Raw genomic sequence first — 22037 nt, 5'->3', positions numbered from 1 at the left:
GCCACATCGCACTCGCGGGCCGTGTCGGTGAATTAAATAGTGTTCGCCTCGGTGATTCGAGCGATGCGTCACGACCACATCACGAGTGCGAAACACCTCTCACGCGAGGACATCGAACTCGTCCTCGACCGTGCGGCGGAGATTGCCGAGGACCCAAGTGCCGTAGCTGACCGGCACGCCGGGTCGTTGCTTGGGTTGCTCTTTTTCGAGCCGAGTACGCGGACAAAAATGAGTTTCTCGGCCGCAATCAAACGCTTGGGCGGTGATATCGTCGACATGGGTCCGGTCGATTCATCGAGTGTAAAGAAAGGCGAGAGTCTTGCGGATACGGTACGAGTCGTTGAAGGATATGCCGACGCGCTCGTCTTGCGCCATCCGAGTGAAGGGGCTGCAGAGATGGCCAGTGAGTTCGTCGATATCCCACTCATCAACGCGGGTGACGGGGCTGGACAACACCCGACACAGACGCTACTCGACCTCTATACAATTCGGGAGAACGCTGGGCTAGACGATGTTTCTATCGGTATTATGGGTGACTTGAAGTATGGGCGAACTGTCCACTCGCTCGCTCACGCGCTGACAAACTTCGATGTGAGTCAGCACTTCATTAGCCCAGAGAGCCTCAAACTCCCACGTAAGGTCCGATACGACCTCCATCAACAAGGGTCTGCTGTCAAAGAACATACGGACCTCGACGCAATCCTGCCGTCGTTAGACGTGCTGTATGTCACCCGTATCCAGCGCGAGCGGTTCCCCGACGAGAGTGAGTACCGGGAGGTCGCCGGCGAGTATCAGATTGATGCAGGCTTGCTCGACGATGCGGCTGATGAACTGACCGTTATGCACCCGCTTCCGCGCGTCGACGAGATTGCCTATGACGTAGACGGTACCGACTATGCGAACTACTTCGACCAGGCTCACAACGGTGTCCCTGTTCGAATGGCGCTGCTTGACCTTCTGCTCGGAGGTGAACAATGACAGACGAAGAACTCCGCGTCAGCAAAATCGAAGGTGGCACAGTTCTCGACCATATTCCCAGTGGACAGGCACTGAACGTGCTTGCAATCCTCGGGATAGACGGAACCCAAGGAGACGTTGTCTCAATCGGAATGAACGTTCCGTCTGACCGTCTCGGCCGAAAAGATGTTGTTAAGGTTGAAGACCGAGAACTCAGCCAGTCGGAGGTCGATGTCCTCTCGCTTATTGCTCCAGAGGCCAGTATCAATATTATCAAAAACTTTGACGTCGTCGAAAAGCACCGGGTCGAAAGTCCTGACCGTGTCTCCGGCGTCTTGCAGTGTTCTAACCACAACTGTATCACGACAGAGGGCGAGCCGGTCGACACCGAGTTTGAAGTCCTCGAAGACGGCATCAGGTGTATCTACTGTGATACACTCATCCGCGAGAATATACCGGCACACATTCTTGCATAAGGAGTCGCGTCGTTGTTTGATTGGGAGAAGGCATATTTGAACACCCCCCTAACAGAAGATATGGAATTTGTCACACGCTGTGGGGACGCGGTCCCCAAAATAGGGTTCGGAACATGGCAGATGAGTTCCGAAACTGCTCATGATTCGGTTGCGACCGCCCTCGATCTGGGTTACCGTCATATCGATACGGCACAGGCGTACGATAACGAAGATGGCGTTGGCCGGGCAATTACTGAGTCTGACGTCGACCGGGAGGACATTTTTCTCACAACCAAAGTGTTTCCAACAAACCGCACAGTTGACGAGATTGTCACCTCGACTGAAGAGAGTGTCGCAAAACTGGGTGTCGACGCTGTCGACCTCCTGCTCATTCACTGGCCACACCCACTCGCCTCTGTTGAGACAGTAATGGCTGGCCTGAACGCTGCACGAGACCAAGGCCTTACGCGACATATCGGTGTCAGTAACTTCGGGAAAGACCGACTGGAGACCGCTCGTGAACATTCTGAGGCCCCAATCTTTACCGATCAAGTTCTCTTTCATCCATGGTGGCCCCAGCGAGAACTGCTCTCATATTGTCAATCTCAAGACATCGCCCTTACTGGCTACAGCCCTCTGGCTAATGGGGCGGCTATCGACGATGACTTGCTCTGGGAAATTGGTGAGAAACACGGCAAAACGGGACCACAGACTGCGTTACGCTGGGCGACACAGCACAAAAACGTCATCACAATCCCAATGTCTACCTCCAGAGACCATCAGGCACAAAACATCGACATCTTCGATTTCATGCTGACCGAAGAGCAACACGAAAACGTGACGCGACCCTCGTATCTCAAAACAGGCCTTGGAATGATACAGGGAAGCATCTAGGTGCTATCCTGCTCTCTGTCGGGTAGCAACTCCCGTATCCGGTCGAACGCTTTTTGCTCTCGTGGCCCGCCACACCGCTTGGTCACGGAACCACAGTAGTCGATTCGGTCCCAGAGTATCTCTGAGTCGTATGCGGCTACGTCAAGCCGAGAGGCTGCAACCGTTGCTTCGACGACCGCGGCGTAGCCGCGATTAAACGTCGGAACCGTTTCCTGACAGACTGTGGTTTCTGTGGGTGTCAGCTCCCAGTCGACCCACTGTGTTCCCGAGTCGTCGCCGGTTGCCTGCTTTTCAACAGTAACACGAACCCATGCATCAGCGGAATCGTGGACCGGGTCAGCCTGCTCGTAAATATCCATGGCAGCCTTGACAAACAGCACAGGGTCCATGCTAAACTGAATAACTCCCTGGCCTCGTTCAGTGAAATTCCGCCAGGTCCGCGTCCGTCCCCAGGTTCGTGCAGTCACGGTCGAACCGTCGCTGTCGGCGGACCCCCTCCTGTCAGGTGCCTGCACACCGAGTGCGGCGAAGTTGTACAGGTTGTTTGGACCCAGTGTCGCAACGATCGATTCCGTTACACCATGAATTGGGACCGGCCACTCCATCTCGGCCATTACACTGATAATCCCCGTTCAAGTGCGATAAATAGCGCGCCGGCGACAATATCTGCAGTCGTTCCGGGATTGATTTCCCGTTCGACAAGCTCTTGGGCCAACTCGTAGGGGTTTTCGTCTCCTGCAAGGACGTCCTGTGCCCTGTCTCGGACTTCGAGCGCAGTTTCCGTGTCGTGTTGTGTGACAACGAACGTATCGACCTCACTTGCAAGCAACGCCAAAAAGAGTGCAGATGCACGGTTAGAGACCGCGCCGTCGCTTTCTTGTAACCCAGTTGCCGCCTCAAACGTCCGCGAGAACCCGTCACTCCATTCGGCGGCGATTCCGTCATTTACAGCACTCTCTTCCATTAGTTCACCAAGTGTCAACCCCCGCTCACGAATAGCTGGTGCTGCATCACTTCCACGCCGAACATCCAGCGCTTCCATCCCCTCGGGCGGGTCGTTGACAGCCACATCGACGTGCTCAAACGCGCGATAGAAATTGACCGCATCCTCGACTGTCGTGTCGGTGACTACCGCCTCTGCATTGTCTCTGGTGAGTGCACCCTCTCCAGCAGCGGCGACTAACGGCGTCGTGAGGAGGAGTGCACCGAACTGCGTGTTTCCGCCCTGTTGCTGACTCATCCCCGCGACTGCGCGTTCGAAAGCGCGCCCAACCGGCTCGCCGTCGGCTGCCAACGAGAGTCCGTCGAATGCACCGACAGCGCCGGCCAGAAACTGCTCGAATTTTAGGTCGTCGTACTCTCGTTCCCGGTCAACGTTTCCAGGCTTTGGTGTTCCGGAGACTTCTAACATGAGTGCTAACTGTGCGTTCTGTGCCGTCGACCGTGTCATGTCGGGTGCTGTCATTGTAACTTGCTCCAGTTTGCGCTCGGTTGTATCATGGTCTCTCACACTGGTTTCGTACGGGGTCTTCTTCGGTGTTTCTCACAACACGGATTGGTTCTCTGTTGTGTTTGGCACTGTACCAGTCGTTGACAGCGTGGTTGACACGCGATAAGACAGTTGGCTGGTCGCTTGGGCGACCGACGCTCACTGCATCAGCTCCGTGGTTTAGATACTCGAAGACTGTCTCTCGATTACGGACACCATTATTGGCGATAATCGTCAGTGATGTACGCGCTGCGATATCTGCGACGACGTGCTCTGAATCCATTGCGTCGACATGAATGACAGATGCGCCCGCTGTTTCGAGGGATTCACACAGGGATGGGAGAGCCACTCCGGAAACCTCCGTACGAACCTTTACACTCACGTCGACACCTCTCTCATTGGCGACGCTGACCTGCTTACAAAGTCGCTCGCGGTCTGCAAGCAAGCTCTCACCACCACCGACCGAACAGATTTCGTCTTGCCGGCAGTGTGCGTTGATTTCGAGAAGAGCACTATATTTCCGACAGACATCGGCAACATCGGCAAGCGGCTCCAGACGTGTTGTCCGAATATTAAATCCTGCCTGAATTGGGACGTCTCCAAGAGCGTCCAACTGACTGTCGACGAACGACACCGGGTCGGCCGGCAAGAACTCATTTCGCTCGCGCTCAGCCATCGTGCGTGCAGCCTCTCTGGTGGCCTCGTCAATAGCGAGACCGCCCAAAAATGCGATCCCAGCGTATGTCGACCCAGATTTGGCCCACTCTGCGTCCGATTGACCGCTGAGACTCGCGAGCGCGACAGGTGGTTTGAACGGTTGGTTCGATTCCGGGGCAGTATTCTGGTTGTTCATCGTATCTCGTAGAGCATCTCTTGGACGGCATGGCTGACACGGGAGGCGTCGGTTTTGCTCTCGATATGTGTATCTGTTCGGACAACCGGCCGGTCTAAATTGGTGCTGTCTTCGGTGTCGAGAACAAACCCATCAGCAAAGGGGTACGCCTCGGCCATTCCTGCAGTCGAGGAGTCGTATCCCAGAGCATCCATCAGTTTCCCAGCAGGCCCCGAGAACACCTCGTCTTCGACGAACGGAGAGACAGCAACAACGGGTGTCGATTCGAGCGCTTCCTCGAATCCATCCAGAGCGAGCATCGGTCCGATACTTGTCACCGGATTTGATGGCCCAATAATCACTGGATTATCGAGAGCATCCCGAACGGCTGAGGTCGGCTGAGCGTGTTCTGCCCCACGGAATTCGACGCCAGTTATTGTTGGGTCGCCACCCCGGGCAACCCAGAACTCTTGAAAGTGCATTGTCCTGTCGGGCGTCTCAATAAGCGTCGAGACCGGGTCATCACTCATCGGGAGCACCTCGAACGGGACATCAAAGACTTCACACAGCGTGCCTGTCACCTCGGTCAAAGGCTGGCCCTCGTCGAGCAACCCTGTTCGTGTGAGGTGCACTGCTCTATCTTGGTCGCCGATATGCATGAACTCACCTACTCCTGAGAACCGTCGCCAGCGTGCGATTTCTCGCCCCTGTGTCTGTTTCTCTGGGTCAAGATACCGCGGCCCGGTACCGAGGTCGGCTTCGGTCGCCAGCCGCTGAATCTCTTGGTGGGTCTGGGCTGTATCCTCTGCGATACCCCACCACGTGTCTCGGTTCAGTTTATCCCCGCCAAGAAAGAGCACTGTATCGACATCTGGACAGACAAGAAACCCACCGAGCTCTACGTCGTCGCCTGTGTTCGCGACCACCGTTGTCTCTGCTGGTGGGAATACTCCCTCGCTCCCAGACAGAAGCTTCGGTGTCCCTGTCCCACCGGAGAGAAACGTAACCATGCCTATAGCTAGTATATTCGGGGTTATTAAACGGACCGTCCTTGACAGCTCAGGTACAGTCACCCAGCGAGGCGATTTATTACCGACAGGGGCGCTGTTTTTCACCTCAATGCTCCTCTGTGAGTTTAGATTTCATCTTTTGAAAAATAGAGACATAGACTCAAGGGTGTACGAAACCTCCCCTCTGTTGATGGGAAACTTTGGAATGGTAATACACGACGCCCATCGGTTCAGCCCCGCCGCCCCCGCCACACAGTACGTCTATGGCTCGTGCCTTCCCGGCTGGCATACTGTCGCTGACAACGCCCTCGCTGTCGACCAATGGATTTCGTCTGTCCAGTCTCAAGGTATCGAACGTGTTTGTTGTCTGCTTGCGGGGAGTTCCGATGAAATTCGTAGTACAGCATTAGGTTCGTATTATGAGACGTTCGGTGAAGAGAACGTCTGTCACGTCCCGGTATCAGACCGACACCTTGTCGGTCGCGAACCGTTGATCGAAACAATTCTTCCGTTTCTGAAAACCTCCGTCGCGATGAAGTCGCCCGTTGTCGTACAGTGTCTCTCCGGTATTGGCCGGACTGGGCAAGTTCTGACTGCATGGCTCGTCGCAACCAGAGGATATTCTCCTGAGGATGCAATCGAAACCGTCCAAGAGAGAGGCCGTGATCCGCTCGCAACTGTAGAGCAAGGGAACGCCACCGAAGAGGAGTTGTTCGAACTGCTTGAGTCGATGCAAGACGTTCATTTATAAGGGCCGTTTAGGTAGCTATCTTGTAGGGTTGGGAGCCGACACTTTTAGGCGAAGCCGCCTAATCCCGAGATAATGGCAACAATCAAAGACAGTGTTCACGACCATATCGAAGTACACGGCGTAGCAGAGAAGTTACTTGATACACCACCCGTTCAGCGTCTCCGTCGTATCAACCAGCTTGGAACTGTTCGGATGGTCTATCCTTCTGCGAACCATACGCGCTTTGAGCACAGCCTCGGCGTCTTCCATCTCGCCGATAGAGCACTCGAACACCTCTCAATCGAAGGCCAGCAAGCCGAGCGGGTCCGGGCTGCAGCCCTGTTGCACGATATCGGGCATAGTCCCTACAGCCACAATATCGAGCCTGTCATCTACCGCGAAACTGGCATTTATCACGACGAAGTACACGACCTCATCGGGAGTGGTTCTGTTGCGGAGATTCTGAGTGAGGAAGGACTGAACCCGGACAAGATTGCAGACCTGATTGCTGGCGAGGGCGAGCTGGGCCAACTCGTCTCAGGCGAACTCGATGTGGACCGGATGGATTATTTGATTCGGGATGCCCACCATACCGGCGTACCGTATGGGACAATTGACCACGAGCGGTTGATACGCGAACTCCGGTTCGTCGACGAACAACTTGTTCTTGGCGAAGGAAACGTCCAGAGTGCCGAAAGTCTGTTGCTGGCGAGGGCGCTCATGAATCCGACGGTGTATCAACACCACGTTGCCCGCATCGCAAAGGCGATGTTACGGCGTGCGACCGAGCGCGCGCTGGAGGCCGGTGCAGCTGATGCCGATACGCTTCGCCGGATGGACGACCACGGCTTTCACGCTCTCCTCCGCGAGTGTGATGAGAGTGCCAAGTACGCGCAGATGCTTGACGAACGACGGCTCTACAAGCGTTCAGTCTGGGCTGAACTCGATGCAGTTCCCGAGGAAGCTCTCCAGAATGATTACGACGACCGACAGAGTCTCGAAGCCGATATCGCAGATGACGCCGGGGTCGACCCCTCGTCGGTCATCTTGGATATTCCTTCGAAACCCTCGATGAAAGAGTCTTCGTCACGGGTCCTCGTCAATGGCAATATTCGCCGGCTAGACAAACAGTCGACTCTGGTCCGAGCGTTACAGGTCGCACAGCGTGACCAGTGGCGACTCGGTGTGTACGCACCGGAAGCCAAGAGCGAACGCGTCGGTGAAGCTGCTGTTCGGACGCTCGATCTTGATATTGATGGGACGCGGATTCGCGATATTCGGCCCGGTATCAACGCAACCTTGGATGAGTTTATGGACTAAACGAAGCTACCGTGGGTCGCCAATCTTATCGAGTGCATCTGGGTTCTCGATGCTGGAGAGGTCGCCCATCTCTTCGCCCTCGTACACTGATTGAATAAGTCGCCGAACAATTTTCCCGCTCTGAGTCTTGGGGAACTCGTCGACGAATAGCACTTCGCGGGGCATAAACGGCTTCCCGAGTTCATCACCGACCTGAGAGCGGAGGTCCGACCGAAGGGCCTCAGTTTCTTCATAGCCCGATTCGAGGATGACATACGAGATGACAGCTGTGCCCTTGGTGTCGTCGTCGGCACCGATTGCTGCGGCAGCATTGACTGATTCGTGGTCAATGAGTGCACCCTCAACTTCTGCAGGACCGACCTTCCGGCCGGCAACGTTGAGAACGTCGTCTGACCGGCCATGGAGGAACCAGAAGCCGTCTTCGTCTTTCTGTGCCCAGTCGCCGTGGTCCCACATATCCTCAAATCGACTCCAGTACTCCTCAAGATATCGCTCGTCACCGCTCCAGAGCGATTTTGTCATCGATGGAGCCGAAGAGTTTGTCACGAGATAACCCTGGTCGTTGGTCTCTTGAATTGAATCTCCCGAAGCGTCGACGATATCCACATCCATCCCCAGTGCAGGCCCCCCGAGTGTCCCTGGCTTGAGTGAATGGGTTGGCAGTGGTTGAAGGAAGCAGCCAAATATTTCGGTTCCGCCGGAGATATTCATGATTGGTGTCTCGCCGTTACCAATGTTCTCATAGAACCAGTGCCAGGACTCGGAGTCCCACGGTTCCCCAGTCGAACCAAGCAGCCGGAGCGTCGAGAGGTCGTGGCCCTCAAGCCACTCATCGCCGTGTTTTTGCAGTGCACGAATCGCAGTCGGAGAGATGCCAAACACCGTCAGCCCGTGGCGGTCAATCATGTCCCAGAATCGGTCGGGTTCAGGATGGTCGGGTGCACCCTCGTACATGAAGATGGTGCCGCCAAAGGCGTGGTTGCCAATCAGTGTCCATGGTCCCATCATCCAGCCGATATCTGACACCCAAAAAAATCGGTCCGAAGGTTGGTGGTCAAAAGAGAAATACAACTCTTTGGCGGGCTGGACAAGACCGCCTGCATGCGTGTGGACGATACCTTTTGGTTTGCCTGTTGTTCCCGACGAGTACAGCAACATCGATTCCTGGCTCGATGGCAGCGAGCGGGTTTCGAACGTATCATCCTGTGTCTCAACAGCCTCGCTCCACCACTCGTCGCGGTCGCCGTCCCATGGGATTTCGACCGGTTGGTCTGTCGTTTTGTCTCCCGACTGCGTTCCCGAACTGTTTGGTCGTACACTTCCAAGCCGCTCGTAGACGATAGTCTGCTCGACGTAGCCAGCCTCTTCAATAGCCTCGTCGGCGGCTCCTTTGAGGGTTATCTTGTCACCGCGTCGGTAGAATCCGTCGCCGGTAAACAGAATCTCACACTCGGCGTCTTCGATACGGGTTGCGGTCGCGTCGACACCGAACCCAGAGAAGATAGGAACCGCGATTGCGCCGACTTTGAAACAGCCATAGAGTATCGACGCAACTTCAGGGACCATTGGCATGTACAGTCCCACAGTATCACCGACGCCGATACCGCGCTCATCGAGTGCGTTTGCGACCTGATTTGCCTGTCGGTGGAGGTCGTGATACGTTATCTCTCGAACGTCACCGTCCTCACCCTCCCAGATAGTAGCGACACTGTTCCGGTTCGGTGAGTCCGGGGCGGCGTGGCGGTCGACTACGTTATGGGCGATATTCAGTGTTCCACCGGGATACCAGTCAGTGAACTGCGGGCCGTCGCTCGCGTTGCGTACCGCGTCGTATGGTTCGTCGAATTCGAGGCCGAGGTGGTCGACAACTTCGCCCCAGAACCAGTCCAGCCCCGAGGCATCGACACCCTCGATGTCGGTGACTGACCGCCGGTGAAGTGTCTCGAAGTCATCGATGCCGTGTTCTCTCATAAACTCGGCGACGTTACTCTCTTCAAGTAACTCCGCAGGTGGCTCGTACACTACCTCGTCGATTTCTTCGAGTGAATCAGTCATTGTCTCGTTTCCAACAGATGACCAGTACCATCAAAAAGCTATTTGATATTGCAAAGCTCCAAGCGATTACCGCTCTCGCAACGCATTTTTGCTTGGACTGACTAACAGTTTGTATGTACGTTCGGGACGCGAAAAATCGAGATGAAGCCTGGCTACTCGACCATATCGAAGCGATGGGCTTGGATGAGACAGCGTTTCGGTCCCGTGATTATGTCATCGCGATGGACGAATATGACAACGAGCGAGCTGGCTTTGGTCGGATTCGCATTCACAAGCCCGACGACGGGGAGGTCTGTGAGCTGACGAGCATCGGTGTTGTTATGGAGTGGCGCGAGCAGGGCGTCGGTGCTCACGTTGTCGAACGTCTGGTCAAGACGGCAGCAGACAAGGATTTCGAGGTCGTGTTCGCACTCAGCGGTGCAACTGACTACCTTGCACAGTTTGGCTTTGAGCCAATTGAGCCGGCCAAACTTCCAGACGTGCTCCAGCGTCGCCTGGAGCAAAAACAGGAAAGCCTCGACCCGGAGGCAACGCCAATGCGTATCGAAACTGCACGGTTTCGCATGCCCCGACAGCTCCGTGAAGCGTTCAAGAAAGCACGCCCCGAAGACGAATCTGAACAAGAGCCTGAAGAAGGACCCGAGGATTTCGGTATCGACCCAGATGAGGCGACATACAAATACGATACAGGATAGCGCCGTCGCGACACGTAGCGTGTTTTCCGAGGAGCTTGATTGGTTCTCTTTTTCGGGAGAAACACTCAACTGTTAAGGGTCACCGGAGCCGACTCAAAAGATATGTTCGACGCCGACGAACTCGATGAGATACAGTCGGCCAGAGAGGACTGGGAACGAGACGAGGTCGAGCCCGTCCTCGACCGGTTCGGTGAGCGCAAAGACACGTTCGAAACCGATACCGGCGGCCAGCCTGTCGACCGGCTTTACACGCCTGCCGACACAGCTAATCACGAATACGAGGAAGACCTTGGTTTCCCCGGCGAGGAACCATATACGCGCGGTGTCTACTCGACCGGCTACCGCGGACGGCTGTGGACGATGCGTCAATACGCCGGCATGGGCACATCAGTAGAGACCAACGAACGGTTCCAGTACCTACTCGACGAAGGACAGACGGGGCTTTCGATGGCGTTTGACCTCCCGACACAGATGGGGTACGACTCCGACGATGATATGGCCTCCGGCGAGGTTGGGAAAGCAGGGGTGGCAATCGACTCGTTGCGGGATATGGAAACTGTGTTCGACGGTATCCCGCTCGATGAGGTCAGCACGAGCATGACTATCAACGCGCCTGCAAGTGTCTTGCTCGCGATGTATATCGCGGTAGGTGACCAACAAGGCGTCGACCGCTCGGAGCTACGTGGAACTATCCAAAACGATATTCTCAAGGAGTATATCGCTCGGAACACCTATATTTATCCGCCAGAACCATCAATGCGGATCATCACAGACATCTTTGATTTCTGTGCCCAAGAGACGCCAAAATTTAACACAATCTCGATTTCAGGCTACCACATTCGGGAGGCCGGCTCGACGGCGGCACAAGAACTCGCGTTCACACTCGGCAACGGCATCGAGTACGTCGAGACGGCTATCGAGGCGGGTCTGGATGTGGACTCGTTTGCGCCACAACTTTCGTTCTTTTTCAATGCCCACAACAATATTTTCGAGGAGGCTGCCAAGTTCCGTGCCGCCAGACGGATGTGGGCGAAGATTATGGAAGAGCGGTTCGACACGGAGAACCCCAAATCAAAACAACTCAAGTTCCACACGCAGACGGCCGGTTCGACGCTGACAGCACAACAAGTCGAGAACAACATCGTCAGGGTGGCCTATCAGGCCCTTGCTGCCGTTCTTGGGGGAACCCAAAGCCTACACACGAACGGCAAAGACGAAGCTCTCTCGATTCCGACCGAGCAGTCCGTCCGGACAGCCCTGCGAACACAGCAGATTCTTGCACATGAATCCGGCGCTGCAGACACAATTGACCCACTTGCGGGGAGTTACTACGTGGAGTCACTGACGGACGAACTTGAATCGGAAGCATTCGACCTGCTTGACCGGGTCGACGACCGCGGCGGGATGCGCAAAGCAATCGAGAACCAATGGGTCCAGCGACAGATCCAAGATACTGCCTTCGAGCGCCAGCAAGAAATCGAGGACGGTGAGCGCGTCATTGTTGGTGTCAACGAATTCACCGTCGAGGAGGAGGAACACGTTGACATCGAAGAGGTTTCAGACGCCGAACAGCGCAAACAGATTGACCGGCTAGAATCTGTCAAGAAAGAACGCGATGGCGCGCAGGTTGAGAAGAAACTTGCAGCTCTAGAAGACGCCGCCCAGAGCGATGAAAACCTGATGCCGTACATCGTCGACGCGGTAAAAGCATACGCCACGACAGGTGAAGTCTGTCACAAGCTCCGAGACGTGTTTGGCGAGTATCAACCGGGGGCTGCCCTATGACAGACAGACACGTTGGCATGACAGTAGACCACGTCGGTATCGCGACTGACGACCTCGATACACTCGGTAACCTGTATGTCGATCTCTTTGGCTGTTCACTGGCGCATACGGAGGTGTTCGATGGAATGGACGTCTGCTTTCTGGAGTTTGGAAACAGCTATTTCGAGTTGCTTGAGCCGTCCGAATCAGGCGGGACACTTTCTCGATATCTTGAGAGCAACGGCCCCGGCATCCACCACGTCGCCGTAGCTACTGACGATATCGAGGCGGCACTAGAGACTGCTGTTGAGTGTGGAGTGGACCTCATCGATGAACAGCCCCGACAGGGAGCGTGGGGCCACGATGTCGCATTCATGCATCCACAGTCGACTGGCGGTATCCTTTTAGAGTTCGTCGAGCACTGATTGATACAACTCCTTTTTGTGGTGTCTCACGTCCCAAAACGCCTAACAGGCCACTCGGTGCATAATTTGGTATGGTCCGACGAACAGTGCTGTTTTCTCCCGGTGACCAGCCCAGTCTGCTCAGAAACGCACCCGATTCGGGCGCCGATGTGGTCGTCTTCGATTTGGAAGATGCTGTCGCACCGACAGCGAAAGCCGAGGCACGTGAGACAGTCGCCGCTGTCGTCTCCGAACTCGATGCAAACTGTGAGTTATGCGTCCGTCTCAATCCACTTGCAGATGGTGGGAGACAAGACTTGGAGGTGCTTGGCTCGGCGCTTTCGGCGGTAGACAGCCTCATGCTCCCCAAAGTCTCATCTGGGGCGGCTGTTTCACGACTCGTGGATAGAGTGGATGCCGACGGGACTGAGCTCCCAATTCTTGCACTACTCGAAACTGCAACGGGAGTTCTGTCTGCTCCCGAAATCAGCGCTGTCGATGCCGTAGATGCACTCCTACTTGGAGCTGAAGACCTTTCGGCAGACGTGGGGTTGACTCGGAGCACAGACGGGACCGAAATCCTTCATGCACGACAGCAGGTTGTCCTAGCTGCAAGCAGTGAGAACATCGACGCTATCGACACATTACACACCGACTTCGAGGACACTGAAGGACTAACAACAGACACGAACTTTGCAGTGGACCTTGGCTTCGACGGGAAGATGGCAATTCATCCAGCACAGGTCCCAGTCATCAATGACGCGTTCACACCTGATGAAGACCGCGTCGAATGGGCACAGAGTATCCTCAACGCGAAACAACAGGCCGACAAAGATGGACGCGGCGTCTTTTCTGTCGATGGTGAAATGATAGACGCACCGCTCATCGCACAAGCACGAGACGTTCTTGACCGTGCCAGTGCAGCAGGTGTGATAGAGGACACAGAATAGATCTCATTTCGTGGGACGGACGGTTAATCGAAGTGCCCGCTTGTTACGAACTCACGTATGGTTTTTTAAATACTCTCTACAAACGACCAGTTATGTCGGATAACTCAGGTCCGTTGGAAAACTTTCAGACACAGGTTAGAAGAGCCGCAGAAACACTTGGCCTCGACGAAGGTGTTATCGAATATTTGATATCTCCACAACGGGTACAGGAGTCGAATTTAACGGTCGAGCTTACGGATGGCTCACTGAAGACGTTCCAGTCATTTCGGTCACAGTTCAACGACGACCGTGGTCCGTTCAAAGGCGGAATTAGATACCATCCGCAAGTCGATGCCGACGAGGTGAAAGCACTGTCTGGCTGGATGACATTCAAATGTGCGGCAATAAATGTTCCATACGGTGGCGGCAAAGGTGGGATTTCGTTCGACCCAGCAGAGTACTCAGACGCCGAAGTCGAACGCATCACCAGAGCCTACGCGACAGCAATTCGCCCGATTATTGGCGTTGACCGAGATATTCCAGCACCGGATGTAAACACCGGACAGCGTGAAATGAACTGGATAAAAGACACCTATGAGACGCTGGAAGGAACGACAGAACCGGGCGTTGTAACCGGAAAAGGCCTCGAAAGCGGGGGGAGTCGGGGTCGCGTTGAGGCAACGGGTCGGTCGGTGATGCTTGCAGCACGCGAGGCGTTCAAGTATCTCGACCATCGGCTCGAAGATGCCACGGTCGCAGTTCAAGGATATGGTAACGCTGGGAGTGTCGCTGCGAAACTATTAGATGACGCTGGCGCACGCGTGGTTGCCGTCTCCGATTCCTCCGGAGCGATACACAACTCAGATGGGTTCGACACACGCGACGTGAAAAATCACAAGAAAGAAACAGGCTCCGTATCGGAATACCCCGATACAACCGAGGAGATGTCTAATGAGGCATTGCTGACGATGGATGTAGACCTGCTTGTTCCTGCCGCCCTAGAAAATGCGATTACCGGGAAAATTGCCAAAGGCGTCTCGGCAGATGTTATTGTTGAAGCAGCGAACGGGCCACTAACTGCTGGGGCCGACGAGGTACTGGCCGGGCGCGAGACTATCGTCATTCCAGATATCCTCGCCAATGCTGGGGGTGTCACGGTATCGTATTTCGAGTGGGTCCAGAACCGCCAGCAGTTCTATTGGAGTGAGGGACGCGTAAACGACGAACTTGAGAACCATGTCGTCGATGCGTTCGGTGAGATGGTTGATGCCTTCGAGAACTTCGATGTCCGGACATACCGCGAGGCGATGTATATCGTTGCTATTCAACGTGTTGTCGACGCAATGGAGAAAGGCGGACACTGGCCCTGAATGCCGGGATAGTCTCTGGTGTCTCTCCGGGTAGGGCAGAAGAATGTTGACTCGTCGGCTCCTACGCTTTGTATGCACACCTACGAGCGAAGCGTTCGTGTGGCCGCTTCCTTTGAGGATGTCTGGGCGTTTCATTCAACTGAGAAGGGACTGGAAGAACTGACCCCGGACTGGATGGGGATGGAGGTGGAATCGGTTACTGGTCCGGACGGAGAGCTGAACCCTGAACAACTCGAAGAAGGCTCAAGTATCGATGCAGCAGTTCGTCCGCTCGGAGTCGGCCCGCGACAGCAGTGGACCTCGGTAATCGACGACCGAAACCGTTCCGAAGGTGCTGGCTTCTTTCGTGATACGATGTCTGATGGACCATTCAGGGAATGGACGCATACGCATCTATTCTATGCCGATGACGGTGGGACACTAATTCGGGACCACATCGAATACGAATTACCCCTCGGGCCGCTTGATCGAGTATTCGGTCCGCTGGCTTTCGTTGGGTTCGAACCGATGTTCCGATACCGTCACAAGCGCACTCGATTACTTCTCGAGGAGTAAAATACGGATTAGCCAAACAGATTTGACTATTTGGTATCGACAGGAGCATAAAGTACATACTTCACCGCCGTTCACCCCTACGCATGCCACGTGAAGAGTATCAAGACGAGCTAAATCAACTCCGTGAAGATGTTCTCTATATGAGCGAGCTGGTGCTTGACCGTCTCCAAATGGGGCTTTCTGCACTCGAACAGAAAGACGAAGAGTTGGCCTGGAATGTTATCGACGGTGACCATGAAGTAAACGAACTCTATCTCGAACTCGAAAAAGAGTGTACGGACCTCATTGCACTTCAACAGCCCGTTGCAGGCGATCTGCGATTCATTGCGGCGTCATTCAAGATTATCACAGACCTGGAACGGATTGCCGACTTGGCAACGAACCTTGGAGATTATACGCTCGAAGCAAAAAAGAACCTTGCCCCAGATGTCGACATACAGGCCATTGGTGAAGCTGTCATCGAGATGGTCAAAACCGCAATGGAAGGATACGGGCAAGAGGATATCGAGAACTGTTACAATATCTCCGACCATGACGACGAGGTAGATGAGATGTGTGAAGGTGCGTCGGAGCTAGTTGCACGTGACCTCATCGAACGTGAAAGCGTCGAAACCGAGGAGAAAACAAAAGCACTTATGCAGGACGTTCATCGGCTGTTGCTCACAATTAGAGATCTTGAACGTGTCGGTGACCACGCTGTAAACATTGCGGCCCGGACGTTGTATATGGTCGAATCAGACGACGAACTGCTGTATTGAGTGTCCCCATTCTGGTTGCTTAGCGGTCGGTTGCTTCGAGACCCCCTTCGGTTATCTGGAACTTCGACGTATTCCCCGCAGCCTTCGAGTCGTGTTTTTCGAGCGTCGCACGGCGGTTGCCACCACGGAATCTGTCGAGTCTGAGGACGACCGCAGACCAGTGGTTCAGCGTATGTCCTCCAAGCGCGCTCGATTTATCAGTTTCTGGGTCAGTGTACACTTGATTTGTCACGCCCACAGCAAACTCGTGTTTGCGGGCCAACGAAAGGAGATGAGTAACCTGTCGCGCAACATCGCGAAGCGCTTCACCGTCCTCCTGTTCGGTCCGCTGGAGACGGTAGAAGCCGGTCGCGCTGTCCACTGCGACAAACGAGACCTGTGAGGCGAATTCGGAGACATCTTCGACTGCTTCGCGTTGCTCTTCGAAGTCGTACACCTCCGAGATGATGATACGAGAGGCTACATCCTCGACCTCGGCATCGGGATGTGCTGCCGCAATCTGCTCAAGTCTATCGATAGAGAGCCCTTCGGTGTCGATGAGCAATGCAGTGTTCCCGTTGGCTGCGGTCTGGACTGCTGCCGAGAGTATCACGTTCGTCTTTCCCGCTGCTGGTGAGCCGTACACCTGTGTTACTGCCTTGCGTTTGAAACCGCCGCCAAGCAGATCGTCGATACCGTCACAGCCGGTCGGAACTGGCTCGGTCACTGGTAAAGATTGGGGCAGCTTCTCAGTTAAGTTCTCGTATTCAGTAACCACGCAACCCGCGTAAAGCAACTGATGGATGACACTCAGCATAATAAGAGTGGCTGAGGGGAGTAAGCCCCCTTCTGTTCTCTCGGTATTCAGCTTCGCGTCCGAACCAATCTCAGGGCTACCTTGTGGTCCGGACTTGCACCAGTGAGGGTTCGCCGTTCCATCCGTTCTCACCCGTCAGCAGGCACAATTGCCTGTAGCCCTCTGTGGGTTAACTTCCCGTTGCTTTCGGGTCTGTGACCCAACTCGCGCCGGGTTCGCACACTTCATCGGTCAAGGTGAGTGGTCTCGTTTCTGTTCCAGAGCCGGTGGTCTCCCGCCCCGAGTTTGCACTCGGTCACCTGCCCTGAGGGTGGGGGGACTTTCCTCATGTCCCTTGCGTGGAAACCACGAGCCGGGACACGGGAACCGATCTCCCTCTGCCAGTCCAATCTATCTGCCCAAGCTAAGTAAGGCGTTCGGTGTTATGTGAAAATACAAGGGACGTATCCAACAGTAGAGTGGATTGGTGTTCATACTGGTGGCTGTAATTCTTTGAATCGCTAGTTCCTGATTCGCCAGGCAAGAGCCTCGCTGTTAGAAAATACCAAGTTCGAATCTTCACGTACTTACAGCCATCAGTATCTGTCGAGATCACGTTACACATCGAGTTGTATCTCTTCGAGCGGAAGTTCCATCTTGTATCGAGCAACGTCGAAGCCGAGTTTCTCGTAGTAGGCAAGCGCGCGGTCGTTGTCGGCGTGGACCTGCAACGTGAGTTCTTCAGCACCGTCTTCGTACGCTTGCTGGACCCCACGGGCAACCAGGTCGTCCGCAAGAGCAGTGCCGCGGTAGTCAGGGTCAACGTAGAAATTTCCAAGAATGAGCTTGTCTGCCGTTTCGAACTTTGAAGCTGGTGTCTGGAGCGATGTACCCAGAAAGCCAGCGAACGTCGCATCGATATCAGTGATTGCTCCAGTTGGATTATCGACACCATCGAGTGCGACCCAGAGTCGTTTTGTCGGGTCGTCAAACCAGTCAGTGCGAAACTCAACAATTTCATCGACATCAATCTCCTCGGCCATCTCATGTGACTCGACTGATTTTTCAAGGTCATGCTGGTATGGCAACCACAACTCCTCGACGAATCGACGCATCGACTCCGCCTCGTTTCGAACGCGACGAATATACATGCCCCCTCTCGGCGTGGCGTTGAAATAAAGATTATTCTGAACAGGCCTAACACCCGGCCTTCAAAACAGGGATACGTGCCGTCATCCGGTGGTGTGTGCGACTGATTCTGCCAGAGACAGAGATTACACGGCAAACATAGTCCTTACTGTCATAATATTGGTGGTTTCAGTTGGTGTAACCGCGAATTCCATCTCGAATACTAATCAGTAATGGGTCATAACTGTGCTGTTCGGTCTCTCAGATGGTGTTCTCGCTTCGAGCCGTAATTTCTACTTTCTTGATAAGTATCAAGACAACAGACATCTTCCCTGTACTGTTCCCATCATGAAAGATATAATTGTTTATATATTTTGAGAAATCATACAATACTGTCAACCGTGTTTATTCGTCGGTTTCTCTCGTTCTATAACCTTTGTGTATAATCTCGTGGCAGAAAATGAACGCTGAGTGGTAATTTATTTACTTTGGTGGTATGTACCACTATATATGGCTTCAGGTGAACGGTTCGATACGAGAGCTGTCGAAGAATACAGTGATTGGGAGCAGGGGGATGTGGTGACGCCGATTCATCTCTCGTCGACGTACAGGATGCCCGGAATAGACCCAGAAATGAGTCTGGAGGATGTCGACCCGGACGCAGGCGAATTTTTGTACGGGAGGCTTTCTAACCCGACGCGCCATGCCGTTGAGAAACAACTTGCCGACCTCGAAAACGGCGAAATGGGGTTCGCATTCGCATCTGGGACGGCGGCAATAGCAACTGCGATATTTGCGGTAGTCGAAGAGGGTGACCATATCATTGCTTTCGACGACCTCTATGCAGGCACGCGCCGGATGCTAGAGCAGTTGTTTGAGGCACGTCTCGGATTCGACGTCACATTCGTTGATGCCAGAGAGCCAGCGCACGTTGCTGAGGCTATCACCGACGATACAAGCCTTCTCTGGATGGAAACACCGACAAATCCGATGATTCATCTCTGTGATATCGGAGCAATCAGTCAGATTGCAGCCGAGAATGATGCCATTCTTGGTGTCGATAACACGTTTGCAACACCGTACTTTCAGAAACCGCTCGAACTCGGTGCTGACGTTGTGGCCCACAGCACAACAAAGTACATGAACGGACACAGCGACGGCGTCGGTGGGGCACTCGTCACTGATGACCCACATATGGCCGAATCTATCGAGTTCAACCAACAGGTCGGACTGGGTAACCAGATGCCGCCGTTTGATGCGTATCTCCTCTCACGGGGCCTAAAAACAATGGGGGTTCGGATGCGCCAGCATCAAGAAAACACGATGGAACTCGCGCAGTATCTCGACGACCATGACTGTGTTACAGATGTGTACTATCCTGGCCTTGAGAGCCACCCACAGTCCGAGTTGGCCAGCGAGCAAATGGATGGATACAGCGGCGTCCTCTCGTTTGAGCTGACCGGTGATATCGAGGCGGCTCAACGGTTCCTCAACACGATTGAGACAATGAACCTCGCGGTCAGCCTCGGTGGCGTCGAAACACTGGTCAACCACCCGGCAACTATGACACACGAACCCCTCGGCGAAAAGCGTCGTGCTGAACTAGGTATTACTGACTCCTTGTTGCGTATCTCTGTCGGTATCGAGGACATCAGGGACCTGAAAGACGATTTCGAACGTGGTTTCCAGGCACTCGAAACCGCGACGACCCCCTGAGTCGTCACATTATTTGAACACAATTCGCTTGCCCGGTTCGAGAGTGACTTTCCCTCCGATTGGAATTGCAACCCCTGGATTGGTGTGTCCGAAATCCACATCTAAGACGACTGTCGCATTCGGGTTATACCGGTTTACCTGTGATAGAATTGCCTCGCGTTGTTCCTGCCGGAACCGCTTTCGGTCACTCTCGTCTCGGCGGTTGAACCAGGCTTCAGTTGCCGGGCGACCAACCATTACCCCGTCGAATCGCTGTAGCAGGCCACGTTCACCCATCGCCATCAAAAACCATCGTACTCTGTCGGCATCAGGAAGTGTCTCGGCAGTTTCTAGTGCGAGTACTGCACCATCGAGTCGCTCCGGATCTTGGAGATATCGGTCGCTCATCAGGTGCCACCGGACGATTGCGAGGCAACCACCCCAGAGCCGACCAGTCACAGCGTCCTCGGCTCCGGCCCACCGCCACCCCTTGTTTTCATGATACTCGGGTTCGGCGCTGCTGAACTTTGCTTTCGACTGGTCCCAGCCCTCAGTCATGTCGAACCAATAATCGGAGGCTTCGAGTTCACCGAGTGATTCCTCAAAAAGCGCCCGTTCGAGATACTGCTCGGTGTACTCCGGGAACGGGCCAGGCGTTGCAATGTCGCTCAGCACAGAGAGACCGTTGTACGAGACAATCCCGCAGTTCCAGAGATACAGCGAGAGATTCGTGTTGTCGCTGAGGCCGAAAAACCGCGTTGGATTCGAGCGCAGTATCTCCGGGTCCAAATAATCCAGAACACGAAGTTGGTCATCTCCACCGATTGTCGCCATCACTGCCCCAATATCTGAGTCCTTGAAGACCTCGTGAATCGCCGCGGCGCGCGCTTTTGGATGCTCTCGTAGGTAACTATCTGACTGTCTGGCAGTCGGATGAACCGTGACATCGATTCCAAACCGCGATTCGAGGCGCTCTTTGCCCAGCTCCAAAATATGTGGTGCCTCTGCAGCACCACCGCTCGATGGGGCAATAATTGCAAGCTGTTCCCCCGAATGCAATTTTGGCGGCGTAACAAACTCGATCATGGCAGACTGTTTCCGCAGATTCCAGTTAACTGTTTTGTGGGTATGACTCTCGCTCACACGAAAGACAACAATCTCAGTTCATCTCACACCGGCTTGTGGTGTCTGAAAGAAAGAAATTCGACGTCCCTAATGCCAATGTTCAAGAACAGTGTCGCGCAATGGTCGGTATGGAAACCGCCACGGAGCGTCGCCGGTTTGTTCTTGCTTCGTGGGCAAATGTCCTCGGTAACCTCGCCAAGATTGTCGCTGAAGGAATCGCTGGATTTCTGTTCGGGAGTGTTGCATTACTGGCAGACGCTGCTCATTCCCTTGGTGACTTGGTTGCCAGCATTGTCGTGTTAGCCTGGGGTGACAGCCGCTTCGAGAGTGCCGATGCTGACCATCCCCACGGCCACGCCAGAATCGAACCGCTGACGGCACTGTTTGTCGGGGCTGTTATCGTAGTACTCGGAGCGAACCTACTCTATGAATCCGGCCAGGGGCTTTTAGACGGTGGCCACGTTGAGTTCAGTTACCTCCTTCTCGGGGCGCTTTTGTTCTCGATGGTGGATATGTATCTAGTCTACTGGTATACGATACGAATGAATGATGGCGTAGGGTCAACAGCTCTCAAGGCGCTTGCTGTCGACTGTCTCAACGATATGTATACGACAGTGGCAGCGGTCGTCGGTGTCGTCGGAATCGCGCTGGGTTACCCGGTGTTCGATGCGGTAGCCGGACTGGCGGTCAGCGTGCTCGTTATTTACCAAGGCGTCGAAATCGGCCGCGAAAATCTGTCGTACCTTGCTGGGGAGGCGGCCCCTGAAGCACGAAGAGACGAGATTCGCCAGAGGATAATCACTCACCCGAAAACACACGGCGTTCACGACCTCGCAGTGTTCTACGACGGGCCGATGTTGGAAGTCGAGGCCCACATCGAAGTCGACGGCCATCTCACGCTGAGAGAAGCCCACGATATCGAGAGCACTCTCGTCCAATCTGTCGAGAGTATCGAAGATGTTGGAGATGCTCATCTCCATCTCGACCCTGGTGGGCTTGGAGAGTGGAAAGACGCAAGTGAACCGCCGGGAGAGAACTGATCCCCCCGTCTTGTGGGGAACATTCAATAGTATCGAGGCGAAAAAACGTCAAACTGT

22 protein-coding genes and 1 other RNA gene are annotated in these 22037 nt (G+C 54.4%); 14 read left to right on the top strand and 9 right to left on the bottom strand.

The window, feature by feature from the left end; translation table 11 throughout:
• Window positions 1–63 precede the first annotated feature (63 nt).
• From pyrB to N5098_RS09085, 3 genes are read left to right on the top strand one after another with little or no spacing between them, the layout of a single operon-like run.
• Window positions 64–978 (top strand): aspartate carbamoyltransferase, encoded by a 915-nt coding sequence (pyrB, locus tag N5098_RS09095; RefSeq protein WP_267637488.1) that lies wholly within the window; start codon window positions 64–66, stop codon window positions 976–978.
• The gene (pyrI, locus tag N5098_RS09090; RefSeq protein ID WP_267637487.1) at window positions 975–1433 is read left to right on the top strand and encodes an aspartate carbamoyltransferase regulatory subunit; all 459 of its coding nucleotides are present in this window, start codon (window positions 975–977) and stop codon (window positions 1431–1433) included. The genes pyrB and pyrI overlap by 4 nt, the downstream gene beginning before the upstream one ends.
• Window positions 1434–1493: 60 nt before the next feature.
• The gene (locus tag N5098_RS09085; RefSeq protein ID WP_267637486.1) at window positions 1494–2306 is read left to right on the top strand and encodes an aldo/keto reductase; all 813 of its coding nucleotides are present in this window, start codon (window positions 1494–1496) and stop codon (window positions 2304–2306) included.
• On the opposite strand, the gene N5098_RS09080 is transcribed toward N5098_RS09085, so the two are convergent.
• From N5098_RS09080 to cofD, 4 genes are read right to left on the bottom strand one after another with little or no spacing between them, the layout of a single operon-like run.
• Window positions 2303–2920 (bottom strand): DUF447 domain-containing protein, encoded by a 618-nt coding sequence (locus tag N5098_RS09080; RefSeq protein ID WP_267637485.1) that lies wholly within the window; start codon window positions 2918–2920, stop codon window positions 2303–2305. The two genes, N5098_RS09085 and N5098_RS09080, sit on opposite strands and share 4 nt — an antisense overlap.
• Complete coding sequence (locus tag N5098_RS09075; protein WP_267637483.1) at window positions 2920–3771, bottom strand: triphosphoribosyl-dephospho-CoA synthase; 852 nt, start codon at window positions 3769–3771, stop codon at window positions 2920–2922. The genes N5098_RS09080 and N5098_RS09075 overlap by 1 nt, the downstream gene beginning before the upstream one ends.
• 31 nt (window positions 3772–3802) lie before the next feature.
• Entirely contained in the window at window positions 3803–4648 is an 846-nt protein-coding gene (locus N5098_RS09070) for a tRNA-dihydrouridine synthase (RefSeq protein WP_267637482.1), read from the bottom strand.
• The gene (gene cofD, locus N5098_RS09065) at window positions 4645–5637 is read right to left on the bottom strand and encodes a 2-phospho-L-lactate transferase (protein WP_267637480.1); all 993 of its coding nucleotides are present in this window, start codon (window positions 5635–5637) and stop codon (window positions 4645–4647) included. Before cofD ends, N5098_RS09070 begins: the two co-directional genes overlap by 4 nt.
• A gap of 190 nt (window positions 5638–5827) precedes the next feature.
• Between cofD and N5098_RS09060 the strand changes: the two genes are divergently transcribed.
• Both N5098_RS09060 and N5098_RS09055 read left to right on the top strand, forming a co-directional pair.
• On the top strand, window positions 5828–6388 hold the full coding sequence (locus N5098_RS09060) for a protein-tyrosine phosphatase family protein (RefSeq protein ID WP_267637478.1): 561 nt from the start codon (window positions 5828–5830) through the stop codon (window positions 6386–6388).
• Between the two features lie 72 nt (window positions 6389–6460).
• Window positions 6461–7687 (top strand): HD domain-containing protein, encoded by a 1227-nt coding sequence (locus N5098_RS09055; RefSeq protein WP_267637477.1) that lies wholly within the window; start codon window positions 6461–6463, stop codon window positions 7685–7687.
• A gap of 6 nt (window positions 7688–7693) precedes the next feature.
• Here the strand turns inward: N5098_RS09055 and N5098_RS09050 are convergent, their stop codons facing one another.
• Window positions 7694–9742 carry an AMP-binding protein gene (locus N5098_RS09050; RefSeq protein ID WP_267637476.1) on the bottom strand — a complete coding sequence of 683 codons (2049 nt, stop codon included), beginning with the start codon at window positions 9740–9742 and terminating at the stop codon, window positions 7694–7696.
• A 113-nt stretch (window positions 9743–9855) separates the two neighbouring features.
• On the opposite strand from N5098_RS09050, the gene N5098_RS09045 reads away from it, so the two are divergent.
• The 7 genes from N5098_RS09045 (at window position 9856) to phoU (ending at window position 16217) form a co-directional block, all read left to right on the top strand.
• The gene (locus N5098_RS09045; RefSeq protein WP_267637475.1) at window positions 9856–10437 is read left to right on the top strand and encodes a GNAT family N-acetyltransferase; all 582 of its coding nucleotides are present in this window, start codon (window positions 9856–9858) and stop codon (window positions 10435–10437) included.
• 102 nt (window positions 10438–10539) lie between these two features.
• Window positions 10540–12222, top strand: coding sequence for an acyl-CoA mutase large subunit family protein (locus tag N5098_RS09040; RefSeq protein WP_267637474.1), 1683 nt, complete (start codon window positions 10540–10542; stop codon window positions 12220–12222).
• 17 nt (window positions 12223–12239) lie between these two features.
• Complete coding sequence (mce, locus tag N5098_RS09035; RefSeq protein WP_267637537.1) at window positions 12240–12626, top strand: methylmalonyl-CoA epimerase; 387 nt, start codon at window positions 12240–12242, stop codon at window positions 12624–12626.
• A 71-nt stretch (window positions 12627–12697) separates the two neighbouring features.
• The gene (locus N5098_RS09030) at window positions 12698–13555 is read left to right on the top strand and encodes an HpcH/HpaI aldolase/citrate lyase family protein (protein ID WP_267637473.1); all 858 of its coding nucleotides are present in this window, start codon (window positions 12698–12700) and stop codon (window positions 13553–13555) included.
• Window positions 13556–13647: 92 nt separating this feature from the next.
• On the top strand, window positions 13648–14904 hold the full coding sequence (locus tag N5098_RS09025) for a Glu/Leu/Phe/Val family dehydrogenase (RefSeq protein WP_267637472.1): 1257 nt from the start codon (window positions 13648–13650) through the stop codon (window positions 14902–14904).
• A gap of 72 nt (window positions 14905–14976) precedes the next feature.
• Window positions 14977–15459, top strand: a complete 483-nt coding sequence (locus tag N5098_RS09020; RefSeq protein WP_267637471.1) for an SRPBCC family protein — start codon at window positions 14977–14979, stop codon at window positions 15457–15459.
• An 83-nt stretch (window positions 15460–15542) separates the two neighbouring features.
• A complete protein-coding gene (phoU, locus tag N5098_RS09015) occupies window positions 15543–16217 on the top strand; it encodes a phosphate signaling complex protein PhoU (RefSeq protein WP_267637470.1) in 675 nt (224 codons plus the stop codon).
• Window positions 16218–16236: 19 nt separating this feature from the next.
• Here the strand turns inward: phoU and radB are convergent, their stop codons facing one another.
• From radB to N5098_RS09000, 3 genes are all read right to left on the bottom strand, one after another.
• Complete coding sequence (gene radB / locus N5098_RS09010) at window positions 16237–16923, bottom strand: DNA repair and recombination protein RadB (RefSeq protein WP_267637469.1); 687 nt, start codon at window positions 16921–16923, stop codon at window positions 16237–16239.
• A gap of 99 nt (window positions 16924–17022) precedes the next feature.
• An RNA gene (gene rnpB / locus N5098_RS09005) (RNase P RNA component) lies at window positions 17023–17395 on the bottom strand.
• Between the two features lie 214 nt (window positions 17396–17609).
• Window positions 17610–18143: a GNAT family N-acetyltransferase gene (locus N5098_RS09000; RefSeq protein WP_267637468.1), complete on the bottom strand. Its 534-nt coding sequence runs from the start codon at window positions 18141–18143 to the stop codon at window positions 17610–17612.
• A gap of 487 nt (window positions 18144–18630) precedes the next feature.
• On the opposite strand from N5098_RS09000, the gene N5098_RS08995 reads away from it, so the two are divergent.
• Window positions 18631–19836, top strand: coding sequence for a trans-sulfuration enzyme family protein (locus N5098_RS08995; RefSeq protein ID WP_267637466.1), 1206 nt, complete (start codon window positions 18631–18633; stop codon window positions 19834–19836).
• A gap of 9 nt (window positions 19837–19845) precedes the next feature.
• Here N5098_RS08995 and N5098_RS08990 read toward each other — a convergent pair whose 3' ends face one another.
• Window positions 19846–20901 carry a S66 family peptidase gene (locus N5098_RS08990; protein WP_267637465.1) on the bottom strand — a complete coding sequence of 352 codons (1056 nt, stop codon included), beginning with the start codon at window positions 20899–20901 and terminating at the stop codon, window positions 19846–19848.
• Window positions 20902–21068: 167 nt separating this feature from the next.
• Here N5098_RS08990 and N5098_RS08985 point away from each other — a divergent pair, with 167 nt between their 5' ends.
• Window positions 21069–21980 carry a cation diffusion facilitator family transporter gene (locus N5098_RS08985; protein ID WP_267637464.1) on the top strand — a complete coding sequence of 304 codons (912 nt, stop codon included), beginning with the start codon at window positions 21069–21071 and terminating at the stop codon, window positions 21978–21980.
• The last annotated feature ends 57 nt before the right edge of the window (window positions 21981–22037 follow it).

The sequence above is a fragment of the Halovenus rubra genome (genome assembly GCF_026586665.1).
Taxonomy (GTDB): Archaea; Halobacteriota; Halobacteria; order Halobacteriales; family Haloarculaceae; genus Halovenus; species Halovenus rubra.
This window is presented reverse-complemented; position numbering and strand designations above follow the sequence as displayed.